A 23,097-nucleotide genomic window follows, 5' to 3' on the forward strand; every position below is an offset into this window, starting at 1 on the left:
AAAACAAAACGAGTTATGATTAAATGTAATGTTACTGTATGCGGTATTATCAACCGCGATGCTACTACACGCACAAACAAGGAGGGAAAACCGTTTTTTACGTTCCCTCTCCAGATAATGGTTCCTGCAACTGATGGTCAGGAAAAGCCTGTCGAGATCGATGTGAGCAAAGATGGCGGTCAGGAGGAAGCCTCCTGCTACGGGAAAGGCTCACGTGTCGAGATTGACGGTACGATGTACCTGAAGCACAGGGGCGACAGGACCTATTTCAACCTTTTCGCAAACGAGATCCGCGATGTGGCTGCCGATGCGGCCAATACTCTCAAAGGAGAGATGGTTTTCTGTGGAAAGGTCGGAAAGAACATCGAGGAAAAGAAGGACAAGAAAGACCAGTCCTACACGATGTTCTCGGCATTCAGCACGGAGAAAGTCGCTGACGGCTTTGAGTACCAATGGGTACGTTTCTTCTGCTTCAACAGGCAGCGTGAAGAATGGCTCCAGCCTGGTGTGAAGATCGATGCCAAGGGCGAGATGGGCCTGACTGTCCATAACGGTAAGCCTAATGTATCCTGCCGTGTAGAGGAACTTACACAATGTGTCGCAGATTCGTCTAACTCCAATCAGTAACGGTTATGGCAGGCTACAGGAGACAAAATACAGACGGGCCGAACAGCGAAGACAAGGCTCTCGACCTCTTTGCGGAAATGATGATTGAAAAGCTGGAGACTATCAGCAAGGACTGGAAGAAGCCCTGGTTCACCGAGGGCAGCCTTCAGTGGCCACGCAATCTGTCCGGACGCGAATACAACGGTATGAATGCGCTTATGCTCATGCTGCACTGCGAAAAGGAAGGATACACTATTCCGAGGTTCTGCACATTTGATTGCGTGCAGAGACTGAACAAACCGGGCAAGAACGGCGAGGAACTGCCGAGGGTATCGGTACTGAAAGGCGAGAAATCGTTTCCCGTCATGCTGACCACATTTACCTGCATCCACAAGGAGACCAAGGAGAAGATCAAGTATGACGATTACAAAAACTTGTCCGAGGACGAAAAGAAAGAGTATAACGTGTATCCCAAGATGCAGGTATTCCGCGTGTTCAACGTCGCCCAGACGAATCTGAAAGAGGCTCGTCCTGAACTGTGGGAGAAGCTGGAAAAGGAAAACGGCCGTCCATTCGTCCATGAAGGTGAAATGTTCAGTTTCGAACCGGTGGATAGGATGATACGCGACAATCTATGGATATGTCCCATCAACGTGAAACATCAGGATGATGCCTTTTACTCGATTAGCAAGAATGAAATCACCGTACCGGAGAAGGTGCAGTTCAAGGACGGGGAAGCATTTTACGGAACACTGTTCCATGAGATGGGACATTCAACTGGTGCGGAAGGTGTGCTAAACCGTTTCCAACCGACCTCTTTCGGTTCAAAGGAGTATAGCGATGAAGAACTTGTGGCCGAATTGTGCGGTGCATTGATCTCCCAACGCTACGGAATGGCCAAACATATAAAAGAGGACAGTTGTCCGTATCTGAAATCGTGGCTGGATAACCTGAAGGAGTCACCCCAGTACATTAAGACCGTACTTATGGACGTGAAGAAGGCATCATCCATGATCACGCAGAAAATAGACCAGATAGCCAGGGATATAGAAAGGGAAAAGACCGAAAATCAGGAACGGACGGAAACCCCGAAGGAAAAGGTATATTATGCTTCTGTAGCCTATCTGCAAATGGCGGACGATACCAACCGACTTGACGCACTGAAAGACAAAGGGGACTACAACGGGCTGCTCACTCTTGCGAAAGAGTATTACGACGGGAACGGAATGGATGAACAGTACACCTATGCCTCTCCTTTGCAGAACCGTGGCGATGACCTGCTGATTGAAGACCAGCATTTCGCTGTCGTGTATAACGGTAGTGTAGGAGGAACTTATGACGTGATGCTGAAATACACCGAACAGGAAGTTCGAGACCATATCCGAAGATATGGAGTTGACAGGGCCAGCGAGGATGTGAAGGCATTGGCGAGGGAGATGGCTGCAGAACAGTTTGCGGAAATGACGCGGCACAAGATGCCGGTCTTCGAAATGCCGAACGGCGACGTGCTGCATGTCAATTACAACAGGGACAGTGACTCGCTGGATGTGGGGACGATGACCAACGCGGGCATGACCGTGAAGCATCATTACCCTTATGACCACAACATGACACTGGATGCCAATCTCCAGGGCGTGAATGAGCAACTGAACGACCTGGAAGAATACAGGGAGGAACAGCAGGAGGCCGAATATAGCGGTGGAATGCGACGATGAATGAAAAGGATTTGGGGCTGGTGTGAATGCCAGCCCCTTTGCTATACAATAATCATTTTCAGGTTACGACATACGTAACAGTGCAGGTTATTTTTAGATGGTATAATTCTATTGCTCATCTCTACTTCTTGAGTTCCAGTATATATATTTGTTTTTCCGAATTGTCATTAAACTCACACTCTGTAAAATCACCGAATTTATGGACAACATTAAATCCCGCTTGATGAAGATATGAATTTAACTCTTGTGGAAAGAACAGTCTCATGTCCATATTCTGGACTGAGTGAAATGTACCGTCAATAAAATACTGCCACTTTATACGATTGATTTGAGATGCACTTTCGTAATGCATACTTTGTCTTATCAATACACTTCTTCCATCATTTGTAGTATATTCAGCCATAACATGTTGTTCCCGTTCGTTTTCGACAATATATTGGATATTGGGATTGAAGCAGTCCAATAAAAACAAACCGTTATCTTTCAGGTGTTTTTTTACAGTATTCAACGCCTCAAACAAATCTTCATTTTTATACAGATGATGAATAGAATTGAACGGAATAAAAATAAGATCGAATTTCTCTCCCAAGTTTAGTTCTCTTATATCCGCTTCAATGAAATCTATTTTTAATCCGGCTTGAAGCGCTTTTTCCTTTGCCCGTTCAAGCATGGATGAAGTATAATCAACGCCCTTAATGTCATAGCCATCCTTTGCTATTGGAATCGTAAGTCTTCCCGTTCCACAGCAAAGTTCAAGTATTTTGGCCTCTTTATTTTTGGGTAACCATTTTTTGTAAAACTCTAAATCGGACAGAAATTTATTCAGTCCATCATAAATATCTGCATCATAGATAAAATCTCCGACCTTATAATCTGTATTCATATTCCTTGATTTCTTTATTGATTGCAGGTGCATTATAATGCTTATCTGCAAACAGATTTTTCAATGTTGTTTTTTGCTCGTAGCAAGAGTGTTTTGCAAATTAAATTGTGGAACGGTTTGATTATGGCAAAATAACATTTTCCAAAACGATTATGGAATCTGACTTTTGTACTTACAGATATGCGTTGACTGTCACATTCCACACGCTCAGTCATAAAAGCAATTTCCAAATCAAGATGCTTGTCATTTTTACTTATAGTTGCCAAATTCTCAGTCTCAATATGCACCAAATCCGATAAATCTTTTCCTCTTTTTAGTCCAAAAGGCTTCATAATGGCATTACGAATTTTCATCAATAGGGTTATCCACTTTGGTGCAGAAAAGAACAGCCCAGACAACTCTGCAGCATTTATAAATCTTGCAGTATGGACTATATCACTAAACTCATCTGTATAATTGTAACTCTTATTGTTTCTCATAATTCATTATCTCAACAGTTTACATTTTTTGATTTTCACCGTTTAATTACAAAGTTCGCTATAATTTATGATATTGCGTCCTTTTTGAGGGACAATTAACAAGATAAGCAATATAGAAAAGCCAAGAAAAAGCTATAAGAGGAATACAACGATTGAGAAAAGGATATAGGGCTGGAGAAAATGCCAGCCCCTTGTCATTGTTCGCTATGTCGGAAATATTCTTTCCAGTTTTCTTCATCTATTGTCAATTTTCCCATTTCCCAATCATATTCCACTTCCGGCATGTTGGAGTAAGGGAAATGCACGGTGTAGCCGATTTGGCCATAGGAACAGTGCAATGGTGTAACGCAAATCTCCTGACCGAAATAAGTCTGAGGCGTACAGTATCTCCGCCAGTTAAAACGTCCGGCAGCTATATTACGGCAAAGCAATTTAAGAACCGCTGTGCTTTTCCTGCCTTGAAAATCTTTTCTGCAAGTCTTCATGTTACTATTTTACTTATTTACTATTCTACTATTTTACTACTTTACTAAAATACTAATGTGCTACTTTGTAGTATATTTCAGGGGCACTTGACACATTGTAAATATAACTGCCACAACGCACAAGCAGGGCGTCCTGTCCATAATAGGCTTTTTTCATTCCACTGATGCTTCCTGACTTGTGAAAATTGGGAAAACTGCTGATGCCAACTTTTTTTGCATCCTGACTATGGAGTGTTTTTGTCTTCATTGTAATACTTTCGATTGCTGTACTTCATTAAATGAGTTGGGTGAAACCACCCGCATGGTAGCGGGTGGCTATACGACATATACCGTCAGAAGTGATAATCAATGACGCCTCCGACATAGAGCAAAGTGCCGGGTTCAAGAGAGCTGACAAACAGCATGAACTCAAAGGATGGCTCGGCAAATGACTGGCATCCGTCTCCATTCAGATAAAAATGATAGCCGGTATCCAGCGGATTATCTATTGCCTGCTTGAGGTAATATGTAGAACTCCACTCAAACATATTTTCGACAGTAATGGCGTCCGCTTTCTTCCGGATTTCTGCAACATACTTCTCTTTCCATTGTTCCATGCCATCACCTGTATAACGTATCGTGTCTTCCGATACAAGTTCGAACATTCCTTTCGGCAGGATGGAATTGACTAAATTGGTTATCTCTTCCTTGCGCTCTTCATCGCTGATGTCGGCACAATAATCGTAAAAACTGTTGTCGCCCTGATTGAGGGTGTCTTCGTTCAGATAGTTTTCCTTGTCTATCTGCGTTGTTGAAATTTGAAAAACTCTGCTGTGCATAATTCTGAATTTTAAGTTGTTGTTTTTATTTCCCTTTTCTTGAAGCCTTTCGGCCTTCTTGTCAGGGAATGATTTTTATGCAGGACAGACAGCGAGCATAGGACGAACAAGACAAGTAAACAGTGGACAGGATAAAGCGGAATACCCAAATCTATGATTTGCGGAAGGCTGCCGTGAATATCCGGGAACCGTTAGCATAGCGGTACTTGGCGACCGTCCGTCGCTGTACCTTCGCATATAAAATCTCTCCGACAAGAAAGTGCCGGCAGGTAGGAAATCATATATTTCTTACAAGAGGAATAATCTGGCCGAATATAAAGGGTATGCACCTCCAGCGCAGTTTTGTAAAACAGGCGGTCTATAAAAGTATAGAAAAGACTCCCGAACAAATAATGCTCGGGAATCATTTGCTGATGTCGGATTGAATTAGTTTACTATTTGAAATTCATGCAGGTAGCAGAAGGCATCTTCGCTCTTGCTTTGCCAGCGTTCGTCAAGTGCCTTGACATCCTCTGCTGACTTTATCGGCTCTCCGCATTTTTCTTCAAGCCAAGCGAACGCATCTTCTTGGGTCTCGAAATATTCACTGAGATACTCTTCCTCTGGGGAACATGCGTCCAAGAAGAACCTGTCACTGAAATATGTACCAAATTCATCGTTTGTTTCATATACTTCCATGCCTGGCTCTTCCGCCTGAAAGTAATAGCGAAGATTGGGGAACGCTTCCCTCACAAGGTCAAATGTCTCACTGCATGGGGCCCACGCTGTTTCTGTTGAAAACTTCAATACATCACCGTCCATTTCAAGTCCGTTCCAAGAGCCACGGCAACGTACATCGTTCCAATCCTTACCCAAAGCATCCACGAGACATCCCAGCCAAGTAGTCCCAAATCCGTTTTCTACTGAAGGTGTCTTACGTTCTTCCAGTCCTTTCATCAACTCATACAGTTGCTTCACTTCTTTTGCGTCGCCATCTATCACATACGCAGTACTGCACCAATTCGGCATAATCGTAATAATTTAATTGTTGAACATTGTTTTTGTTATCCCTCTTATCGAAGCTCTTCCGGCTTCTTGTCGGGGAATGATTTTTATGCAGGACAGACAGCGAGCATAGGACGAACAAGACAAGTAAACAGTGACGGGATAAAGCGGAATACCCAAATCTTCGATTTGTGGAAGGCTGCCGTGAAGATCCGGGAGCCGTTAGCACAGCGGTACTTGGCGACCGTCCGTCGCTGTACCTTTGCATATGAAATCTCTCCGGCAAGGAAAGCCGGTGATGAGAGAGAATATCAATTTATTGAATATAGAAATGGGTATAAAAATGGCATTATCATGCTATTCATGATATAACAGAACGCGTTCTGACAAAAGAATGATATATTTCAATATCTTTGCCAACGTATTGTATTATATAAATGTATTGTAATATGGAAAATTCATTTGCTCAGATCAGCGAATTGTTCGCTCAGTTTTCAGAGAATGCCAAACTTCAGATTGAAAAAGGCAATAAGGCAGCAGGAATGCGTGCCCGTAAAGCGTCACTTGAACTTGAAAAGCTTCTGAAACAGTTCAGAAAAGAATCACTGGAAGCCTCCAAATGATTTCTTTCGGAATACGTACTACCAGGTATCAAGTAAAAAGCCTCTGCGCTTCACAGCGGAGAGGCTTTTGGTTAATAATAGATTCTCTATGGCTAAAACAGTTCAACTTTCGTGTGTCTGTTGGCTTCGGTCGGCTGATGGTCGGCAATTCCACCTCTGCTGATTTTTGTGATCCTTTCTGCAGGAATGCCGCGCTGTTTCAGTTCCGAAACGATAAAGTCCGCTCTTGACTGGCTCAATGAATCATTGATGCCGGATGTCCCTGTAGAACTGTCCGCAGCCCCGGTAACTCTTACATGCAAGTCATATTTCTTTGCGACCCTTGCCAATTCATCCAGATTGAGTTTCTGTGAAACATCTGTCAGGCGGGCCGTGTTAAGAGTGAAAAAGAAATATACAGGAGCTCCGATACAGCTATCCGAGACATGATTCACAACCATGGGATTGTGCCCTTCAGCCGTTATGAATTTATTCGATACCAGGGAATCCGGATTCTGTTTGTCCTTGTTGTTATTGTTGTTATGAATGAATGCCGTATCGAGAGGAGATATTCCGTCCCAATGTCTGTGTTTCAGTCTTGCACGCAATGAGTTCAACCCACTATAATTGTTTACAGGATATCTTTGTTGTCCATTCTTCTCATCTTCCAGCAAGTGCCCGTAGGTATCAAGCAGACCTTCGATTTCCAGAATCTTCTTCAGTTCAGCAAGCGTTCGTTTGTCGCGGTCATGTTGTCCGGCATAGCGGCTGTTCTTCTCGGACAAGGCACGGGAATAATCGATGAGCTGTTCATTCCTGTGGATGTAATGCGTGACATCAGCAGCTCGTTTCCAACCTATTTTCCCGAGATGGAAGGTGAATCCGGCTGTCAGTGATACCATATGATCACCCAGGCGGTTTGTTCGGCCATAGCCATCAAATTTTTGTGAGGTTGTTGTCCCCGAGAACTCCAGTACTGCACTTACCCGTTTTGAAATCCGATATTGTCCCTGAATACCGTATGAGAAGGCGAAAGGAGAAGTCTTGTTGGAGGAATTGTGTATCAGTCCGACTCCGACAAATGGGGCAAGTCCCCAGCGTGTCTGCTCCTGTCCGGAATACCGATAACCAAGCAGGTTCCATAGCAGGTCTGCATGGACGCTATGGTAATTTTTCGTGGATAACCCGGCATCTTTGAATTGCAAACCGCTGTAATGTATGCGGGCGCCAACGGCAGGAGTAAACCATTTTCCGACGGCAAGGTTGTACGAGGGTTTCACACGTCCGAACAGATCTTCGCAGCCAAGAGGCGTTCCGAGAAAAGCGGTTGCACCTCCGGTGACACTGACAAACCAATTGCCACTCCCGGTTCTTGGCACTACCACACCGTCAAGATAGACCGGCTGGAGGGGTTGGAACAGTTCTGTGGCATCATGGAAGAACTCATGTTGTACAGTATCTCTTTCTGTATATCGTGAATTTGCCTGTACCTGCACGGAGCAGAGAACGGCAAAGATAAGAATGATTTGTTTTGTCATATTCAAATGATTTTTATTTGTTATAACTTTGATTATAATACATTTCTGCCATTTATCGTTTGGCTTTTTTGCCACTGGAAGGACGCATCATGCGACTTGCCATCTTCATGCACCGGAGAGCCCAGGCACGGTTGTCCTCGTCTTCATCACGTCCCCACATGAGGTCATTTCCGCCACCTCCGCCGCCATGTGTTTCGGCAAATGTTGTGGCATCATCGACCATTCCAAGAAACAGCATTGTCGCACAGCGCATGACTTCCGTCCCCCGTTCCGCCACGGAACACAGGAGCGTGTCATCGAACTGTTGCCGTTCGGAAGGCTTCATCTGTGCCGACATTTCCCGCCACTCATTGACCATATTCTCCAACATGGCATCCTTGAGCAGACTGTCCACTTTGGAATGTACATCACGCGAGTATTTGTATGCTTCTTCCTTCAGTTCTTCTGTCCGCTCCTGAATGGCATCCATATTTTCCTTGAGCTCGGAAAGTTGTCGGTCAGCGGTCTGTAGCTTCTCCTGTTTGTCTGCCAATTTATTCTGGATAGCGGCCAGCTCATTTTCGAGCTTTTCTTTCTCGGCAGATAAAGTCTGTGCATCACCTTTCCGGGCTTCCATATCATTTTTGAGTGCCGACAATTGGGCTTCTTTTTCGGCCTGCTCCTTTTTCAAGTTTTCCACCATTGAAGTCAAGCCCTTGACCCTGCGCTCTGCCATCCGGATGTCCGAATGGAGAGAGGAAAGGACTTGCTGATGGCGGCTGATATTCTCTTCTATTGTAGAGCATTCCTCTGACAGCATACGACGGTATTCTTCTGTACTGCGATGCTTCTTTCCCGTTTCGGAAACACTTGAGCCTCTGGACATGCCCCATTTGCTATTGACTTCTGCATAAAAGTCCGTATGAAGCTGTTTCATGCGCTCGCTGAATTCATATTTGTCCTTACCGGCAAATATCTCCTTGTACGCAAACTTCCCATCTTTGATTGGCAGCAAAGTACAATGCACATGTGGATTCAACTCATCCAGATGTACAATGAATGCGGCAATATTCTGTTCACCATATCTGCCGCAGACAAATGAATAGACATCCTTTGCCCAACGTTCAATCTCACTCTTCCTTTTTATGTGTCTATTGTCCGCACCTTTTTCAAAATCGACTTCCTGCTTGCCAAATGCGAGTTCCTGCATCCGTGTGCGAGAGCCCCCAAAAATGATATTTACGACTGTACGGAATCTCGGTTCTTCCAAACCTTCATTGGGATCCTTTATGCCTCGTTTATGCAACAGTTCAGCCATTCGCTCAGGAATGCTCCGGCCTTTGTCGATAGGACGGATCTTACCTCCTGATACGACTTCAAAATTCAGGTGTTCACGTGTCGTGTCATAATTACCAAGGTCAGTAGCCCTTTTCCAACCTTTCTCTGTCCAATTGCGCATATGTTCATTACTCTGAGCCACTGTTATCCCTTTGGATACATGTACGTCAAGTACCTGTTTTGCATTTGCCATATTGTTTCCGTGTTGTTTTGTACAATCCATCATGTCCCAGCTTGCTGCTTGTTCGGACATGCCTCCCTGCGACGTTAGTCGGCAGGGGTATTAGGCTACCCACTCCCTCTGTTTCGTGGCATGTGGGCAAGCCCACTTGCCTCATAAAACTGGAAGGATGTCAGGACTGAGATAGGGATGGATTGTTCCTGGTTATACAATTCATTTTCGTTTCCCGGTTCAGTCCGACAATGTCTGGGCTTTTGCCGCAAGCGATAAAAAGGGAATACGGAACGATTTAAGGAGTTCTTTGTTCCTGTCCATATCAACACCTGCGCCGGATGTTTCGGGATTAAATACAAGCTCCGCAAGCTCTTTGGCGGTCTCGATAAACGCGCCCCATTCACCGCCGAGGTCAAGGGTGAAGAACTGCGACAATTGTGAACTGTTATCGAATCTTGACTTACGCAACACACGCTGGAGAGCGGCATTGGCAATACACTCTAATATTGTTTCCCTTAGTTTTTCTTCCTGTCTGACGACTTCTGCCGATACCGTATCGGTGCCGTTGCCGGAAGCCTGAGAATTATCTTTACCGGCAATGGCGGCTAATGCCTGGCAAAGAGCCTGACCACATGAATGACCGGCATCCTCCGATGTCTTTTTGCCGATGACCCATTCGGACAATATACTGCCGATTCGTGTGGCAAAGTCCGGCTCTTCCTGTTCAGTTCCGGCTATTGCATTTTTTCCAGACTGCACGGTCATGGTGATGATGACGCTTTTATTAAGTTTTGTGCGTTCAAGTAGCCCGAAAGATTCCAGAGCATCCAGAAAGGTTCGGACAGTGGCACGATGCCAATGCCAGAATTCCGCAAGATCGGAGATTGTCACATGACATTGGTTGGGAAGAAGTTTTCGCTCCACTTTTCTTACAAATGGAGAAACAAAACCTGCCATTGATCTGTCCAGCAGGTCCCAATACGCTTCCGTCTTCGTTTTACGGTCTCCGGCTTTCTCCTTCAGGAAATCGAACACCTTGACATCTGCCAATATAAAGGTCGTATTCTCTTGACTATTTTCCATTTTACTTTGTTTTAATGATTATTACAGTGCGGAGTTTCTGAAATGCTGCCTTTGTCCGCTTCAAAGACACCATCGCGTGATGATTATCGTGTTTCTTTTCGGATATCGTTTCAGGATGCGTTGTCGTTCCTTCAGCCTTTTCTTCATCATCGCATTCGGCTGTGACCGGAGCAGAGGGATAGAACAGGGCTGCCAAAAGAATATAGTACGCAGTTACGGTAGTAGTGTACAGATACGGTTCAAAGCAGCTGACCAATGTTATAGCACTGATGCCGGCAAACAGACCCATGGAATCATGCAAACGGCTCAGACACCTGTCCGCCAGCTTGAACGAGAACATAGCGGCACAGATAACGGTTGATACCAGGATGCCGAATTCACCAGCATGTCCACTTGCATAGACATAGTGGAAAAGCAGTAGCAGGAACAGAATCACCCGTGTATAAAGTTTGCGGGCTCTGATGTTTTGTTTCATGGAAGCGTGAAACTTTGCCATAAACCGGTATGGCTTTTTGTACAATATCAATGACAGTACAAGAGGGGTCACGCAAAAGATGAGTTGCAATATTTTCAGTAACATAAGTAATATGGTTTTTCGGGTACGTGTATAGGTGTTGCTCTGAGTTCCAAGTGGACAATATCATAAGTTGCCAAGCGGATAATGGTTTCGGCATCCACGGCCGTGAGGTTCATTGCAGCTTTTTTGATTCGCTGCTTGAATGACCGGTCCTGTTTGCGATAGATAGCCAAAGCTTTGTTCAGTTCATGTTCAGGGATGGCCCATGTGGTACCTTCGAGGTATGTTCCGTTTGTCTTGAACGCCCGCAGGACCAAAGTTCGGGAGACAAGGTAGTCCGTCCTGTCACTTCTTGAGATGATATGTTCTTTATAGAGGTTGTCGTCTGCGACCTCTATCCATGTTCGGTGGGCATTGATCCAATAGACCATCTGCCTGTATAATGTATTTCTCATGATGATGTTGTTTTTATAAAAAGTCAATAAGTATGTCCTCCTTGTTCTTCTGGTATTTCAGCTTTCCGCTTTTAGAATGGAGTTGCAAGTCAAGGCAGAGATCCCCGTACATTTGTTCAAGTGAATCATATATGGTTACAAGGACGGTATGGACCTTGCCATCGGAATCAGTCTTCGCGTTCACCTTGAACATTTGGCCGAAAGATGGATTGGAGTAAGCGCATGTACTATGGCCGAACGGTTCGTCTTGCATAGGAATGTGATGATAAAGCACAATCAGTTCCATATCATCCTCCAGCATATCCATCACTTCTTCCAGGTCATAAGGATCATGTAATGGAAAAGTCAGCAGGACATAGTCCCCGTAAAACTGCGGCTCCTCCATAGTGGTTACATCGAGCAGCTGTGGCAACTGAAGGGGGACAAACGTCATAAAGTCTTTCAGAAAGTGTCGTAGCATATTCATTTGATTTTATGTTTATAGCGTGTGAATGTAAATCTCCATAAGCATTCCGGGTAATTCATCCAGACGGTTGTCTCCCGAGTTCAAGATTCGGCACAAAATCTCAAATATGGCCGGTGTCTGTGCGGCAAACCGTTCAAGCTGTTCCTGGTCTTTGGAAGAAAGCATCGACAGGTGGAAACTGTCCATAGAAACGTATGGGCGCATAAGCATCCAGATATATGCGTAGGCTTGTGCTTTTGTTTGGACCTTTTGATTATGAATGTCATTGATGCAGGTTCCGGTATTAAGTATCAGTCTGCGATTGGTTCGCATGGCCAGGTAAACGAGGGCATCCTGGTGAGGTATCTCTTTACGTTCGGCGGCAAACAAAATCTGCAAACAGCATTTTTCCGTATCACGCGTTATATCGGAAATGTCTTCATCACCAATGCTGCACAGATATGGCAAGAACGCCCGAAAAATAGCATCCTCTTTTCCGATGAACTCTGTCATGTCATCTGTCCCGTGTATGCCATTTCGGAGAGTGTTGGCCAGCAAAGTACGATAATCCGAAATGATTTGCTTCCTGTCTCCCTTATGGATTGGGCGTTTATCTAATGACTCAAAGAATGGACGGATCTTTTCCACGGTCCGGATTAATCCATTGTCTTTGTCATTAGATGAAAGTTTTCTTTTCAATAGGAATAACTCCTGATAGGAACGTGGCCTTGACAAAGCCAGACGCGAGAACTCCAGGCGTAGGGAATCATGTATGCCTTCGCATGTTTTACGAAGGTCTTGACCATGGGTCCCAACCGTGTCCTGCCGGACATGGTTAAAAACGGAATCTCTTATGGCTTGCCATTGGCAAAGGTTTTCTGACAGCTCTTCAAATGAAATAGATTTCATCTTCCTTACTTCGAGCAGATAATTTCTGTATGTACCGGCAGGATCGCTTTCGGACTGTTCAGTCAATCCGCCATTACATGATGTGAACATGCATACCGTAATTGAAGCGGCAGCTATCATGTGTAAAAAACTTGATGCTTTAAGGTTCGTTTTTTGAATTTTCATACTATATGTTTTCGTACTATTTCACGCAAAACTATATATAATTTTCTATACTTAATACCATTGGAACTGTATTTTGTGCATTTTTCAATATCGTACTTAATAGTATGATTATCAATGAAAACAAGTGAAAGGAAAAAGGACGAAAAAATAAATAGTTCGATTTTTATAATGGTTTGATTTGGCCACTCAAATAAAACTTGTATATTTGCACTTGTTATCATTTGTATTGGATATTGACATGGCAAAAGTTGGTTATATATTTAAGGCAAATTCGTATGATGAATATGATGCGGACAAGGAATGGATGTGCCAGTACGGTTGTGTACAAGTGATAGAGGAATCAGTCCAGCACGAGACGCTCAGACCTCGCTGGAAACAGCTCATGACAAATCTTGAGAGAGGGGACGAACTGGTTGTCTCGAAATTCAGTAACGCCGTGCGCGGTTTGAGGGAGTTGGCCGCATTGATAGAGTTATGCCGGATCAAAGTGGTCCGCATTATTTCCATCCATGACAAGATTGACTCCCGTGGTGAATTGTTTCCGGACACGACGGCGGCGGAGGTGCTGACCATGTTCGGATCTCTTCCGGAAGAAGTGGCTGTATTACGCAAGTCATCTGACCGGGTGATACGCCTGCAACAGAGTATCAGTGTACCGGTGAAGACGAGCAAAATGTTGAGCAAGACCGAGCGGGATAAAATAGCTGTGGACATGTACAACAACGGGTATTCAGTCAATGAAATCATGGCGCATTGCAATGTCAAGAGCAAAAGTACTGTGTACCAAATTTTAGGCAAGTACAATGTGGCACTCAGCAGGAAACCTGGCCGCGTACCTGGAAATCGGAAATAGGAAGTCAAGGCAACCGATGCCATATTAGTGACGGATTTGCCTGTCAGTTTAAGTATATTTAGGGAAGCCTCTGACCCTTATTGGAAATTTGTAACGCTAAATATAAAAAAGGATATGGGAGAAATTATAGTCGTAGTATTGGTACTTTATGTCTTTTGCAAAATCGTGAAGGGCATATTCGGCGGATTCAGCAAAAGCAGCTTCCGTCATGATAAATAATCATTGCTGCCAACTGTTCACGCAAGGGAACAGTAAAAAAGGAAAACTAAAAGAGGAAAACTGCGTCATGAATAGCGTCCTCGTTATATCAATATAAGCCCCCCAAAGGTTTTGCTTGACTTTTAGGGGGCTTGGTGTCATTTATTCATTTCCTTTTTGTATTCCAAAATCTTGTCCATTGTCAGCCACTGCGGCTTTTCTCCTTCCTTGAAGCTGTCGTGCAACTTTATCATTAAATCGATTTGCCGTTCTTCATCACCTGCCCACAGGCGTTTGGGGTCTCTGCCTCCGTAATCCAAATAATACTCACAATCTGACTGCATCCTGGCTAACAGCATATATCTGAACCGTGCGTCTCGTTGCAATATATCATCAGCCGTTGTCCTTCCTGCTGTGCTTGGCTTGTTATTCGTGTTCATACTCAATTTACATTAACTTGTTATACAATCAGTCCGTTACGTCATAATAATAGCTTAACTCTTCGTCCTTCAGATTCTCAACCGCATACTGGTCTGCCTGTCTCCAGAGTGTATCATACAACGCCGCCACATTCGGTTTCGTTTTATAGTGCTGCCATATCTTGTGATTCAATACCAACACCAATTCCGTAAGGTACTTGCAGTTGCCTTTCCACTCTTCAAAGGCACGGTTGAAAGTGTCCTGAATAGCCGATAACCCGAAAATGTCGGCCGCTGAAAAATCTTCCCAAAAAGTAGTCTGTACGTTATACCCGTTCTCTGCCATAAATGCTCTGAATGTCATATCATTAAAATTTTTAGTTGTTTTTATTTCCCTCTGATACATCCTGTATCGGAAGGTTGATTATTTTTCTGCCCACAAGATTGGCGGTCTGTCAGGCAAGGAGGATGCGAAAAATACTCTTTCCGACATGTCGGAAAGGAAGATTTTTCAGCAGCAAGCATAAGCGTTCCTTGACAGGACAAACAACCGGCAATCAAACTTTGCAGAATAAATAACCGGGCTTTCGAAATAGGCGTGTAGGGAATTTCAGGCATTGCAATAAAAGGGGAAAACGTGAAATACAAAAGGCTATATTACGGAAGGCTTCGAGCAAAACAAAAGCGGCCCGAAAGCCGCTTTGTCAGGAAAACAGGGATTACTTCTTGCCCTTTTTCGCTTCTTTTGCCGGTTTCGAAGGAACTTCTTCCTCCTTCTCGACAGCCGGATAGAATTTGACTGCAACCGTCACGATGCGGTTGTGCTGCACTCCATCTTTGTCAGTCCATTCTTCAGGCTTGAAGTAGCCTTCCACGGTCAGCAGCGTACCTTTGGTAAGCTGGTCAAACGACCCGGAATTTTCATTCTTGCGCCACGCTTCAATGTTCATGAAAGCGGATATGCGCTTGGTTTCTTCGCCGATCTTCTCCTGGCGGGCAACAGCCAGAGGGAAACGTGCAACACTTGTGTTGGTGAATTGATAAACCTCGGCGTCTTTTGCGACATAACCGGTTACTGCGAAATTGTTCTCGTACTTTTTCATTTCGATTGCTTTTTGAAGTTAATAAATCAGTTTTACGGTGCATAAAAAGTAGGTGCAGTAAAGGGATGCACCAAGGATAACGTATAAATACTCTTTATTTTGGGGTTCTCCCAAACCGGAGGCTTGATAAAGGAAGATTTGTACTGTTACGCCATTGGTCAAGACCATGGGTCGCGCCCGGCTGCATACTAACTTTGCAACGAAAAACGATATGGCGACTTCAATAGAAAGCAGTCACGAAAAAGAAGAGGAAAAACAATTGGCAACTGGTTAAAGGAATAATAAAGACGGACGGTGCTGTCAATGGGCACGAATTGGTTTCAACTCTCGGCTGGCATAGGAAGAAGAGCTTCTGGCGGGAAACAGCACCATGTCTCATGATTTGAAGCGGCAAGGATGATATGCCGTACTGGCAGTAAGCGTATAAGCTGCGGCGTGGGAAAGGCCGTAAGACGAAGAATTGGCAAAGGGGTGCTGGCGTATCGGTGTTGCAGCCTTTATCCGGCAAGAGAAATGAGGGAAAAGAAGGCAAAATGAAAAAAGGGCTGAAGCCCGATTGGGAGACAAAGCGGAACGGGCGCGTTATGCGAGTTTCAGCTTCTATTTTATAAAGGGATATGGCGCAGCCAAAAGAGAATATAAATGGATAATCCGGCAAAAATCATTGTCTGGCCAATGGCCATCTGCGTCTCAATGAAGTTTTGGATATAAAAGGTTATTGCGGTAAATGAAGTTACGGGCTGGAACTGAATATTCAACTCCAGTCCGTATAGTACAGAGGCTCCATGTCAGAATTGGATCATCATGATGCGGTGTGGAAAGATTTTGTTTTTGTCGCTCGGTTTTCGTTGGCATATCCAAAGATGGTGTGCCCCATAGCCGAACGTGAAATACTCGTCAAGCCGGGTCTCTTTCTTTAGACTCTCCATGCTTGTGCGAAGTTCGTTTTCGTCTTTTGAGAAAAGAAGCGTGTTAATAATTCTGAAATATAGATTTGTCACTTCGCTGCAGTAAGGGCAAAAAGGGTGTTCAATCGTTACGTTCATAATTGTCTTCGTTTAGTGCATTAGTCATGATAGATTCTCCTTCCTGGTTGAAAATCTCAATAGTCGAGTAACCATCGTTTTCTTCGGGAAACAAAAGCTCGGAAGTATCACGCAAAGCCTCACTTCTTCCATGAGAAAGACGGCTGTCAATGATATTCGAAACATCTTTGCAACGCCAGGACCGGACGATTGCCTCTGCTTCCTCATAACTGTTGGCTTCCACAGTGAAATAGTCTCTTTCCCAACTTGTGACTTTACAGTCTTGATAAAATTCAAATTTTCCCATAAGCCATGTATTCTAACGTACTACTTCAACTATATCCTCAATCCTGCCATACAGTATTGAGCGTAATGCGGTTTTGTCTATGGCATAATATTCTTGGATATGCCCGTATTGTTTGACGAAATACCGCTTGAGAACATCGGAAAAATCAAAATGATAACCGCTCAAGGCAATCCCCCGTTTGAAATAGGTGCTTTCGCTCACGTTGCGAGTAATCCAATTCTTGTCTTCTCTATTGAGTTTGCCGCCATTATTCAGATGTTCCCGCAACTTATACACTCGGCTGCCTTGTAATGTTGCCAGCTCCGGAACATCCCATTGAACGAATTTTGTTGCTATCTGTGCCATATTGCTTAATCATGAATAATAATTTCATCTCGGAATACTGAAATCTCTTTGCCGCTTTCAAGGCGGACAACTATGGTAGTGCCATAGTCGTCCACAATTACACCTTCCGTGTAGCCTTTATAAGCCGTGGATAAAGTACAGGATAAACCTATAATATCGCTTTCGTTATCAAATGTTCTGTTGCTCATCACTATTATATTTTTATTTCCCACTTGCCTTGAGAGAAGATTCTAAAACTCACATATTCATTTTCAAATTCATAAGTTAGAATTTTAATATAGACTTTATCTTTTGCTTCCAGTGAGGCAACCAATTGGTCCATTTCTTTTTCTGGATATTCCCACCGGGAAGGAAATTCTGCATCAACAGAATTGCCATACTTGTTTGCATAACAACTGAAATTGTCATCCAAGAAAGCCTCTATCTTATTGAGGTCATTTTGGTTTTCCGTACTTGCGTAGAAAATGTTTGTCGCATAATTTGCCATATAATTCTATTTTAAGTTTTCTTTTTTTCCCTCATGTAGCATTTACTACTTCAGGCTTGATTAATTATGTCGCTTCATAAGGTGTCATGGCTCTTTATGCAAGGTTTCACGACCAAATACTACCGCTGCAAAAGCAAGGTGGAGATTTTGTTGTGAACCTCAAGGATACCTTGCATACAAGAAAGACATGACAAATACCTTTGCGGCACAATTCATCAAATAGCCCGAAGTCGAATGCTTATAGGGACAAATATTTACTCGTAAACTTATAAAGGAATATATTGCAGCGAAAAGAGAAAGGACGGAGCCAAAGGGAGTCCACTTTCTGCTGTCTAAAAAGGGAGTGGCAGAGTGAGCAAAAACAGTTTAGTTTAGTCCATTAGCCTATATATATGCTAAACTAAAGTAAACTAAAAATAGACAAATATTTGATTGCTTGGATGATTATTTTTAACTTTGCACATATTGATATCGATCATTGAAAACAATACTTTTCTCTTTTCGCTGCGAATTCCTGGATATATGAAAAAACATATATTGAATCAGGATGAGAAAGCATAGTAATAGCTTGGATTGGTGCTTTGATTGCAAGCAAGTGAAAGGAATGAAAAGTAATGCAAACAAAAAAACGAGGATTTACCTAAAAAACCATTTTTTGTTCCTGATTTGTTTCTTGTTTCAGAAACAAAATTCATAAACTACTCATTTACAAATGGTTAAATAGTTATATATTAAATTTTACAGATTTATCATATATGATTTTCTCGTAATGCCCGGCCTTGGACTTCCGCAGCAGCCTGCTCCGGCACAGCTCCTTGAGGTAGTTCATCACCGTGCGCTCGCTGACATTCTGCAATTCCTTCCCAATGGCGATGGCAGTTTTCGTGTCGAACGTGTCCGGCAACAGCGACAGCAGCACCTTGGGCGGATCCTCGCACATGTCCTCCGCCACGAATGAGCGGATGCGGCGGTACGAGTCCTCGAAGTAGCCGTTCAGCCGGATGGCGGCCTTTACCGATGCCGTATCCACAGACTGCAGGTGGCTCTCGTCGATGGCATACCGCAACACCTGCATGAGCAGGGCCAGCCGTGCCACTTGCGCCGGATGCTTCATCTCGCGACTCTCCACTTGGGCGTCGTCCTCTATCCGGTTGATGCGTTCCACTTTCCTGTTCCACCAAGAGAAGAAATATTCCCTTGCCTCCCTGTCCATAGACAGCACATGGGGCATCCTTTCTTCCTCTCCCGTGTCATAGTCCAAGGCGAGTACCTTGCCAAGTATCTGTTCCCATCGTGCCGCCGCCATGGAAGCCCTGTCCTCCCCGCCATCATCCCAATCAGTCCATTTTGGCACTTCACGGGACTTGGGAAGCACGAACAGGATGCGGTCGAGCAGGCCGTTTTCCTCGAAGCCTTTCGTCAGCAGTTCATGCACACGCTTGGTCTGCGTGGTCCCGATGATGTTGATGCACGGCTGTTCAATATGCACAGGTATAGTGTTGCTGACCCTTGTCACATCCAGTGCCCCGCCGCTCCATGCCGTGAGCAGCTGCTCTATGAGTTGCCCGTTGGTGTAGCGGTTGGCGGAGTTGAACATGCCCATTATCTCGTCCACCAGAATGACCACGCTGCGGGGATTGCTGTTATGTGTCAGCAGTAGCGATTCCGGAGTGAAGTCGGAAACGACGGTGCGTCGCAGTACGGGCTTCCTGCCGCTCTCCCCGGCGGCCTTCCATGCCTCCAGTTCCGACTCATACGCCCTGAATAGGGCGTAGTCGTGCTTCCGTATGGGGCGGTATGCCGCCTCCAGCGGCGGTGTCTTGCCCAGTCCCGGCCTGCCCACGAGGATGATGTAGAGGGCGGCGTTGCTCTGCCACTCGCCTTTGATGCGGATACGGTAGGTGCCTCCCAATGCGGCCGATACCGCCGACAGCATGGCCGTCGCGATGAACTCGGTCTTGTAGTTCTCGTACCGGTCCATGTCGAGTATGACGGACTGCACGGCCTGCGGAAAGACATCCAGAGGGAAGCCTGTATCACTGACATGCTCCGCCTCCATGCGGATCATGTTGCACAGTTCAAGTCGGGTGTTTGTCATGTCAGCCATTTTTCTTCTTGCAATAGGATGTCACACTCTCGGACTTGCCTCCCGTCTGCACACGGCGGACATCCGATCTGGCATACATGTTCTTGTTGCCCACCTTGACGGGGACGAGGTAGCCGCGCTTCGCCCACAGGTTGAGCGTCCCCTCGCACACGTTCAGCAGCTCACGCACCTGTCTTGTGTTGAGCCATGTCTCTTCCGCCACACGCCGCATCTCCGCATTCAGTTCTTCCTGCCGGGCCGCCATCGTGCGCTGCACGATGGCCTCGGCAAACATCTTAAGGTCGGCTGGCGTGACTTCCAGTTTCACGTTCGCGCCCTGCTCAACCAGACTTTCTATGGTAATCATAAATATCAGTTTTGAATTTTGTGATGACCATCTTCAAAAGTTCCCTGATGCCCCGCTTCCGATGGCTTGTAAAAGAGAAGCACCGCCTATCCCCGGGAAGAGGATTGACGGTGCAAAAGTATATGCGAATTGAAACGGATTGATATATAATAATTTGTCTTAAATTGTCATGACAATTCAAGTCTGCATGTCCATGTAAAACGGCTCGTTTTGCCCTATCCGGCCACAGTTTCCGCTTCATCATCGGCAGCGATTTCTCTGATTTCCGCTGCCAGTGTCCGGTACAGGTCTCGGTTCTCGTCACTCTCGATAAGAGGTGCCATCTGATCTTTCCCGTCCTTGATGACATGCTTTGCCGCCTTCAGGAAGCCGACCGCCTGCCGTATGGCGCTCTCGCTTTTCAGCGAGGGCAGGTCGGGGAACTGCAATGCCATCCCCACGCTGTACTCCTTCGCGGCGTGCATCCCGGCCACCAGCCGCAGGTCTTTCAGCACATAGAACGGGAGTGCCTGATGGACGGCACTCGTGTTTATGGAAACGAAATTGCGGATGCATTGTATAACTGCCTCCTTGTTTCCGCACTTGAGATAATCTGCAAGCGGCCGCTCCTGTATCTTCTTCTTTCCTGCCTTCCGCTGTGTCTGTGGTGCCGTTCCGGTGACGGAACTTGTTGTCTCGGTCTGATTGTTTTCGGTATCATTACCTCCAATTTTGTCCTTTACGGACTGCAACGCCCATTCGCCGATGCCGCCTTTCTCAATGGCACTTTTCATGGCTAAATGCCTGTCCCAGTCCTCCTGCGTGCGGAAGCCATTCTTTATGGACACCTCGATAATCTGCCTGACGACAATGGAGCAGCCCATCCGCTCGGCGTTCCCTGCTTTGGGATGCCCAGCCTGCCTGCTGACCATGTCCACCATGGCCTCGAAACTCTTGCCGTAATACAGCCAGCTCAATACAAGAGGGGCGGACAGGGTCACGCGGCGTTTTCTCAGGCTCTGTCTGAAAATGTATCTCATCCTGCCCCAGAAGGAGGACGGAGGAGAAGTCGCATCCTCTTCCCTCTGTTTCCTGTAAAGTTCCACGATCTGCTCCGGCACCGCGTTCTCTTTAAAATGGAGGCCTATGTTCTCGAATCCGTCCGTGCTGTCGTCACACCATGATATCTGCCATTCCTTTTTGATGCCGGGCAGCTGCTTGAATATGGCCCGGCATACGGCAAGGTACTGCACCTCGTTCCCGTCCGCCATCATTTTCGCGAAGCGGGTGTATTCCTCCCTGTGTGCGTCCTTCCACTGGAGGATGTCCGCCTTGAACTGTTCGTATGTCTGTTTCTGCTCGTCCATATTCATATTGCATTGTCTGTGGAGGGGGGAAACAGGGAAATTATCAGTCCAGAAGGTTTACCAGTTCCTTCTTCATCTCGTCGTCAATCTTCCGGTACCGGGCAAAGGCACGGCTGCCCTCCGAATGTCCCGACATGGAGGCTATCAGGTTCGGGTCCTTGACCTGCCTGTAGAGGTTGCCGATGAAGGTCTTGCGTGCCGTATGGGTAGATGCCACCTCGTACAGGGGTCTTGCCACATCCTCCCTTGTCTTGGGGTCGAGTACTATGACCTTGCGGTCGATGCCCACATACTTGAGTATCTCCTTTATCTTCTTGTTGTAGCCGAAGTGCGAGAACCGGGGGAGCAGGGCGTTCTCCAGATCCTTGTAGCGTTCAAGTATCTCCCGTGCCTTTTGGTTGAGCGGTACACGCACCGTATTGGCATGCTCCATCTTCGTCTTCTGCGGGATGTACTCCACGAAACCGTCCACGATATTGGCCTTGGTCAGCCTGTTCAGGTCGCTCACGCGGCATCCTATCAGGCACTGGAACATGAAGATGTCACGGTAGACCGGGTAGGTAGTTCCCATGCCGCTCAGGTCTGCATAGTACACCTTGTCCCGTTCTTCGAGTGTCAGGTAGAACGGGTCGCCGTACATCGGCCGGGCAATCTGGTATTGGTCGAAGGGGTTGTTCCTTGTCAGTCCGCGCTTGATGCACCACTTGACGACGGTGCGGATGCGGTAGAGCGACCCTGACATGCTGTTCTCGGAACGCTTCTGCCCGACATCACGGTGCTTCTCGTTCCGGTAGAATACGGGATACATGTCCACATACCTGTATTCTTCCTGCATCCACAGTTTGAAGTCCCTGATGTCGTCCGCCGTAATGGTGTCGATGCAGAGGTGGAAGCCCCGCTGGTGCAGCACTTCGTGGCGGAAACGCTCGTAGCGCAGCACCTTGTTGAGATTGTCGAGATGGTGTTTCCGGCTTTCGTCCGCGAGCGGTGTTTCCTCGATGTATTTCCGTATCTGGTACGAGAGCAGGTACTCGTCGGCTTTGTTGCCGCCCCTTGCGTTGATGTTGGGATGGTGGTATTCCTCTATCAGGCTTTTGAGCCAGTTGCCGTCCACGCCCCGGTGGTACTCTTTCGTTATGAGGTGGGTGATCTGCTGCACGTCCTTGTCGAAGGCCATCTTCTTCTCCTCCGACACCAGAGCCACGCGGGGCTTGTAGCCCTGCCGTTCCGGGCTCCAATGGTTGGGGTTGATGGACAGTTCACTTGCGGCCTTGATGTCCACACCGCCGATGTCACGGACACGGAAATAGACCCGTGCCTGGTCGGTGATGTTGTTCTTGGCGGCGGTCTTCCGGATGAATGCGGTCACTTTCATATGTATGTCC

The 23,097-nt window shown here is 45.9% G+C and carries 29 protein-coding genes; 4 read left to right on the forward strand and 25 right to left on the reverse strand.

Going from position 1 to position 23,097, the window contains the following annotated elements; translation table 11 throughout:
* The first annotated feature begins 15 nt into the window (after positions 1-15).
* Entirely contained in the window at positions 16-627 is a 612-nt protein-coding gene (locus BQ5591_RS08270; protein ID WP_071148964.1) for a hypothetical protein, read from the forward strand.
* Between the two features lie 5 nt (positions 628-632).
* Positions 633-2,321, forward strand: a complete 1,689-nt coding sequence (locus BQ5591_RS08275) for a zincin-like metallopeptidase domain-containing protein (RefSeq protein ID WP_071148965.1) — start codon at positions 633-635, stop codon at positions 2,319-2,321.
* Between the two features lie 121 nt (positions 2,322-2,442).
* Here BQ5591_RS08275 and BQ5591_RS08280 read toward each other — a convergent pair whose 3' ends face one another.
* From BQ5591_RS08280 to BQ5591_RS08305, 6 genes are all read right to left on the reverse strand, one after another.
* The gene (locus BQ5591_RS08280; RefSeq protein ID WP_071149386.1) at positions 2,443-3,204 is read right to left on the reverse strand and encodes a class I SAM-dependent methyltransferase; all 762 of its coding nucleotides are present in this window, start codon (positions 3,202-3,204) and stop codon (positions 2,443-2,445) included.
* A 41-nt stretch (positions 3,205-3,245) separates the two neighbouring features.
* Positions 3,246-3,683 (reverse strand): DUF2867 domain-containing protein, encoded by a 438-nt coding sequence (locus BQ5591_RS08285; RefSeq protein ID WP_071148966.1) that lies wholly within the window; start codon positions 3,681-3,683, stop codon positions 3,246-3,248.
* Positions 3,684-3,877: 194 nt separating this feature from the next.
* Positions 3,878-4,168: a hypothetical protein gene (locus BQ5591_RS08290; protein WP_071148967.1), complete on the reverse strand. Its 291-nt coding sequence runs from the start codon at positions 4,166-4,168 to the stop codon at positions 3,878-3,880.
* A 52-nt stretch (positions 4,169-4,220) separates the two neighbouring features.
* Positions 4,221-4,415, reverse strand: a complete 195-nt coding sequence (locus BQ5591_RS21795) for a hypothetical protein (protein ID WP_071148968.1) — start codon at positions 4,413-4,415, stop codon at positions 4,221-4,223.
* An 85-nt stretch (positions 4,416-4,500) separates the two neighbouring features.
* Positions 4,501-4,986, reverse strand: coding sequence for a hypothetical protein (locus tag BQ5591_RS08300; RefSeq protein WP_005807200.1), 486 nt, complete (start codon positions 4,984-4,986; stop codon positions 4,501-4,503).
* Positions 4,987-5,412: 426 nt separating this feature from the next.
* Positions 5,413-5,994 carry a hypothetical protein gene (locus BQ5591_RS08305; protein ID WP_005807206.1) on the reverse strand — a complete coding sequence of 194 codons (582 nt, stop codon included), beginning with the start codon at positions 5,992-5,994 and terminating at the stop codon, positions 5,413-5,415.
* Positions 5,995-6,419: 425 nt separating this feature from the next.
* Here BQ5591_RS08305 and BQ5591_RS08315 point away from each other — a divergent pair, with 425 nt between their 5' ends.
* A complete protein-coding gene (locus BQ5591_RS08315) occupies positions 6,420-6,593 on the forward strand; it encodes a histone H1 (protein WP_005807207.1) in 174 nt (57 codons plus the stop codon).
* Between the two features lie 92 nt (positions 6,594-6,685).
* Here BQ5591_RS08315 and BQ5591_RS08320 read toward each other — a convergent pair whose 3' ends face one another.
* From BQ5591_RS08320 to BQ5591_RS08350, 7 genes are all read right to left on the reverse strand, one after another.
* Positions 6,686-8,110 carry an OmpA family protein gene (locus BQ5591_RS08320; RefSeq protein WP_008781640.1) on the reverse strand — a complete coding sequence of 475 codons (1,425 nt, stop codon included), beginning with the start codon at positions 8,108-8,110 and terminating at the stop codon, positions 6,686-6,688.
* A gap of 52 nt (positions 8,111-8,162) precedes the next feature.
* Positions 8,163-9,620, reverse strand: coding sequence for a MobV family relaxase (gene mobV / locus BQ5591_RS08325; protein ID WP_071148970.1), 1,458 nt, complete (start codon positions 9,618-9,620; stop codon positions 8,163-8,165).
* A gap of 219 nt (positions 9,621-9,839) precedes the next feature.
* Positions 9,840-10,685 carry a helix-turn-helix domain-containing protein gene (locus BQ5591_RS08330; protein ID WP_005807210.1) on the reverse strand — a complete coding sequence of 282 codons (846 nt, stop codon included), beginning with the start codon at positions 10,683-10,685 and terminating at the stop codon, positions 9,840-9,842.
* Position 10,686: 1 nt separating this feature from the next.
* Positions 10,687-11,181, reverse strand: coding sequence for a hypothetical protein (locus tag BQ5591_RS08335; protein ID WP_225678910.1), 495 nt, complete (start codon positions 11,179-11,181; stop codon positions 10,687-10,689).
* A gap of 74 nt (positions 11,182-11,255) precedes the next feature.
* Complete coding sequence (locus tag BQ5591_RS08340; RefSeq protein ID WP_005807212.1) at positions 11,256-11,657, reverse strand: hypothetical protein; 402 nt, start codon at positions 11,655-11,657, stop codon at positions 11,256-11,258.
* Between the two features lie 13 nt (positions 11,658-11,670).
* On the reverse strand, positions 11,671-12,117 hold the full coding sequence (locus tag BQ5591_RS08345; protein WP_005815981.1) for a hypothetical protein: 447 nt from the start codon (positions 12,115-12,117) through the stop codon (positions 11,671-11,673).
* Positions 12,118-12,135: 18 nt separating this feature from the next.
* The gene (locus BQ5591_RS08350) at positions 12,136-13,176 is read right to left on the reverse strand and encodes a hypothetical protein (RefSeq protein WP_071148971.1); all 1,041 of its coding nucleotides are present in this window, start codon (positions 13,174-13,176) and stop codon (positions 12,136-12,138) included.
* A gap of 238 nt (positions 13,177-13,414) precedes the next feature.
* Between BQ5591_RS08350 and BQ5591_RS08355 the strand changes: the two genes are divergently transcribed.
* Positions 13,415-14,029, forward strand: a complete 615-nt coding sequence (locus BQ5591_RS08355) for a recombinase family protein (protein WP_008781633.1) — start codon at positions 13,415-13,417, stop codon at positions 14,027-14,029.
* Between the two features lie 356 nt (positions 14,030-14,385).
* Here BQ5591_RS08355 and BQ5591_RS08360 read toward each other — a convergent pair whose 3' ends face one another.
* The 12 genes from BQ5591_RS08360 to BQ5591_RS08415 form a co-directional block, all read right to left on the reverse strand.
* Positions 14,386-14,667 carry an LPD11 domain-containing protein gene (locus tag BQ5591_RS08360; protein WP_005807216.1) on the reverse strand — a complete coding sequence of 94 codons (282 nt, stop codon included), beginning with the start codon at positions 14,665-14,667 and terminating at the stop codon, positions 14,386-14,388.
* A gap of 28 nt (positions 14,668-14,695) precedes the next feature.
* On the reverse strand, positions 14,696-15,010 hold the full coding sequence (locus BQ5591_RS08365; RefSeq protein WP_032529489.1) for a hypothetical protein: 315 nt from the start codon (positions 15,008-15,010) through the stop codon (positions 14,696-14,698).
* Positions 15,011-15,365: 355 nt separating this feature from the next.
* Positions 15,366-15,749, reverse strand: a complete 384-nt coding sequence (locus BQ5591_RS08370) for a single-stranded DNA-binding protein (protein ID WP_005807219.1) — start codon at positions 15,747-15,749, stop codon at positions 15,366-15,368.
* A 788-nt stretch (positions 15,750-16,537) separates the two neighbouring features.
* On the reverse strand, positions 16,538-16,795 hold the full coding sequence (locus BQ5591_RS08375) for a hypothetical protein (RefSeq protein ID WP_022209415.1): 258 nt from the start codon (positions 16,793-16,795) through the stop codon (positions 16,538-16,540).
* Entirely contained in the window at positions 16,779-17,081 is a 303-nt protein-coding gene (locus BQ5591_RS08380; protein WP_007215944.1) for a hypothetical protein, read from the reverse strand. The genes BQ5591_RS08375 and BQ5591_RS08380 overlap by 17 nt, the downstream gene beginning before the upstream one ends.
* A 12-nt stretch (positions 17,082-17,093) precedes the next feature.
* Positions 17,094-17,426 (reverse strand): hypothetical protein, encoded by a 333-nt coding sequence (locus BQ5591_RS08385; protein WP_005807225.1) that lies wholly within the window; start codon positions 17,424-17,426, stop codon positions 17,094-17,096.
* A 5-nt stretch (positions 17,427-17,431) separates the two neighbouring features.
* Complete coding sequence (locus tag BQ5591_RS08390) at positions 17,432-17,614, reverse strand: hypothetical protein (RefSeq protein WP_005807227.1); 183 nt, start codon at positions 17,612-17,614, stop codon at positions 17,432-17,434.
* Positions 17,615-17,619: 5 nt separating this feature from the next.
* On the reverse strand, positions 17,620-17,913 hold the full coding sequence (locus tag BQ5591_RS08395) for a hypothetical protein (RefSeq protein WP_005807229.1): 294 nt from the start codon (positions 17,911-17,913) through the stop codon (positions 17,620-17,622).
* Between the two features lie 724 nt (positions 17,914-18,637).
* Positions 18,638-20,020 carry a DUF3987 domain-containing protein gene (locus BQ5591_RS08400; RefSeq protein ID WP_071148972.1) on the reverse strand — a complete coding sequence of 461 codons (1,383 nt, stop codon included), beginning with the start codon at positions 20,018-20,020 and terminating at the stop codon, positions 18,638-18,640.
* Positions 20,013-20,366, reverse strand: a complete 354-nt coding sequence (locus BQ5591_RS08405; RefSeq protein ID WP_025277659.1) for a helix-turn-helix domain-containing protein — start codon at positions 20,364-20,366, stop codon at positions 20,013-20,015. The genes BQ5591_RS08400 and BQ5591_RS08405 overlap by 8 nt, the downstream gene beginning before the upstream one ends.
* A gap of 215 nt (positions 20,367-20,581) precedes the next feature.
* A complete protein-coding gene (locus tag BQ5591_RS08410; protein ID WP_071148973.1) occupies positions 20,582-21,718 on the reverse strand; it encodes a DUF6043 family protein in 1,137 nt (378 codons plus the stop codon).
* Between the two features lie 37 nt (positions 21,719-21,755).
* Positions 21,756-23,087, reverse strand: coding sequence for a site-specific integrase (locus BQ5591_RS08415; RefSeq protein ID WP_071148974.1), 1,332 nt, complete (start codon positions 23,085-23,087; stop codon positions 21,756-21,758).
* Positions 23,088-23,097: the final 10 nt, after the last annotated feature.

The sequence above is a fragment of the Bacteroides ndongoniae genome, assembly GCF_900108345.1.
GTDB classification, from domain to species: domain Bacteria; phylum Bacteroidota; class Bacteroidia; order Bacteroidales; family Bacteroidaceae; genus Bacteroides; species Bacteroides ndongoniae.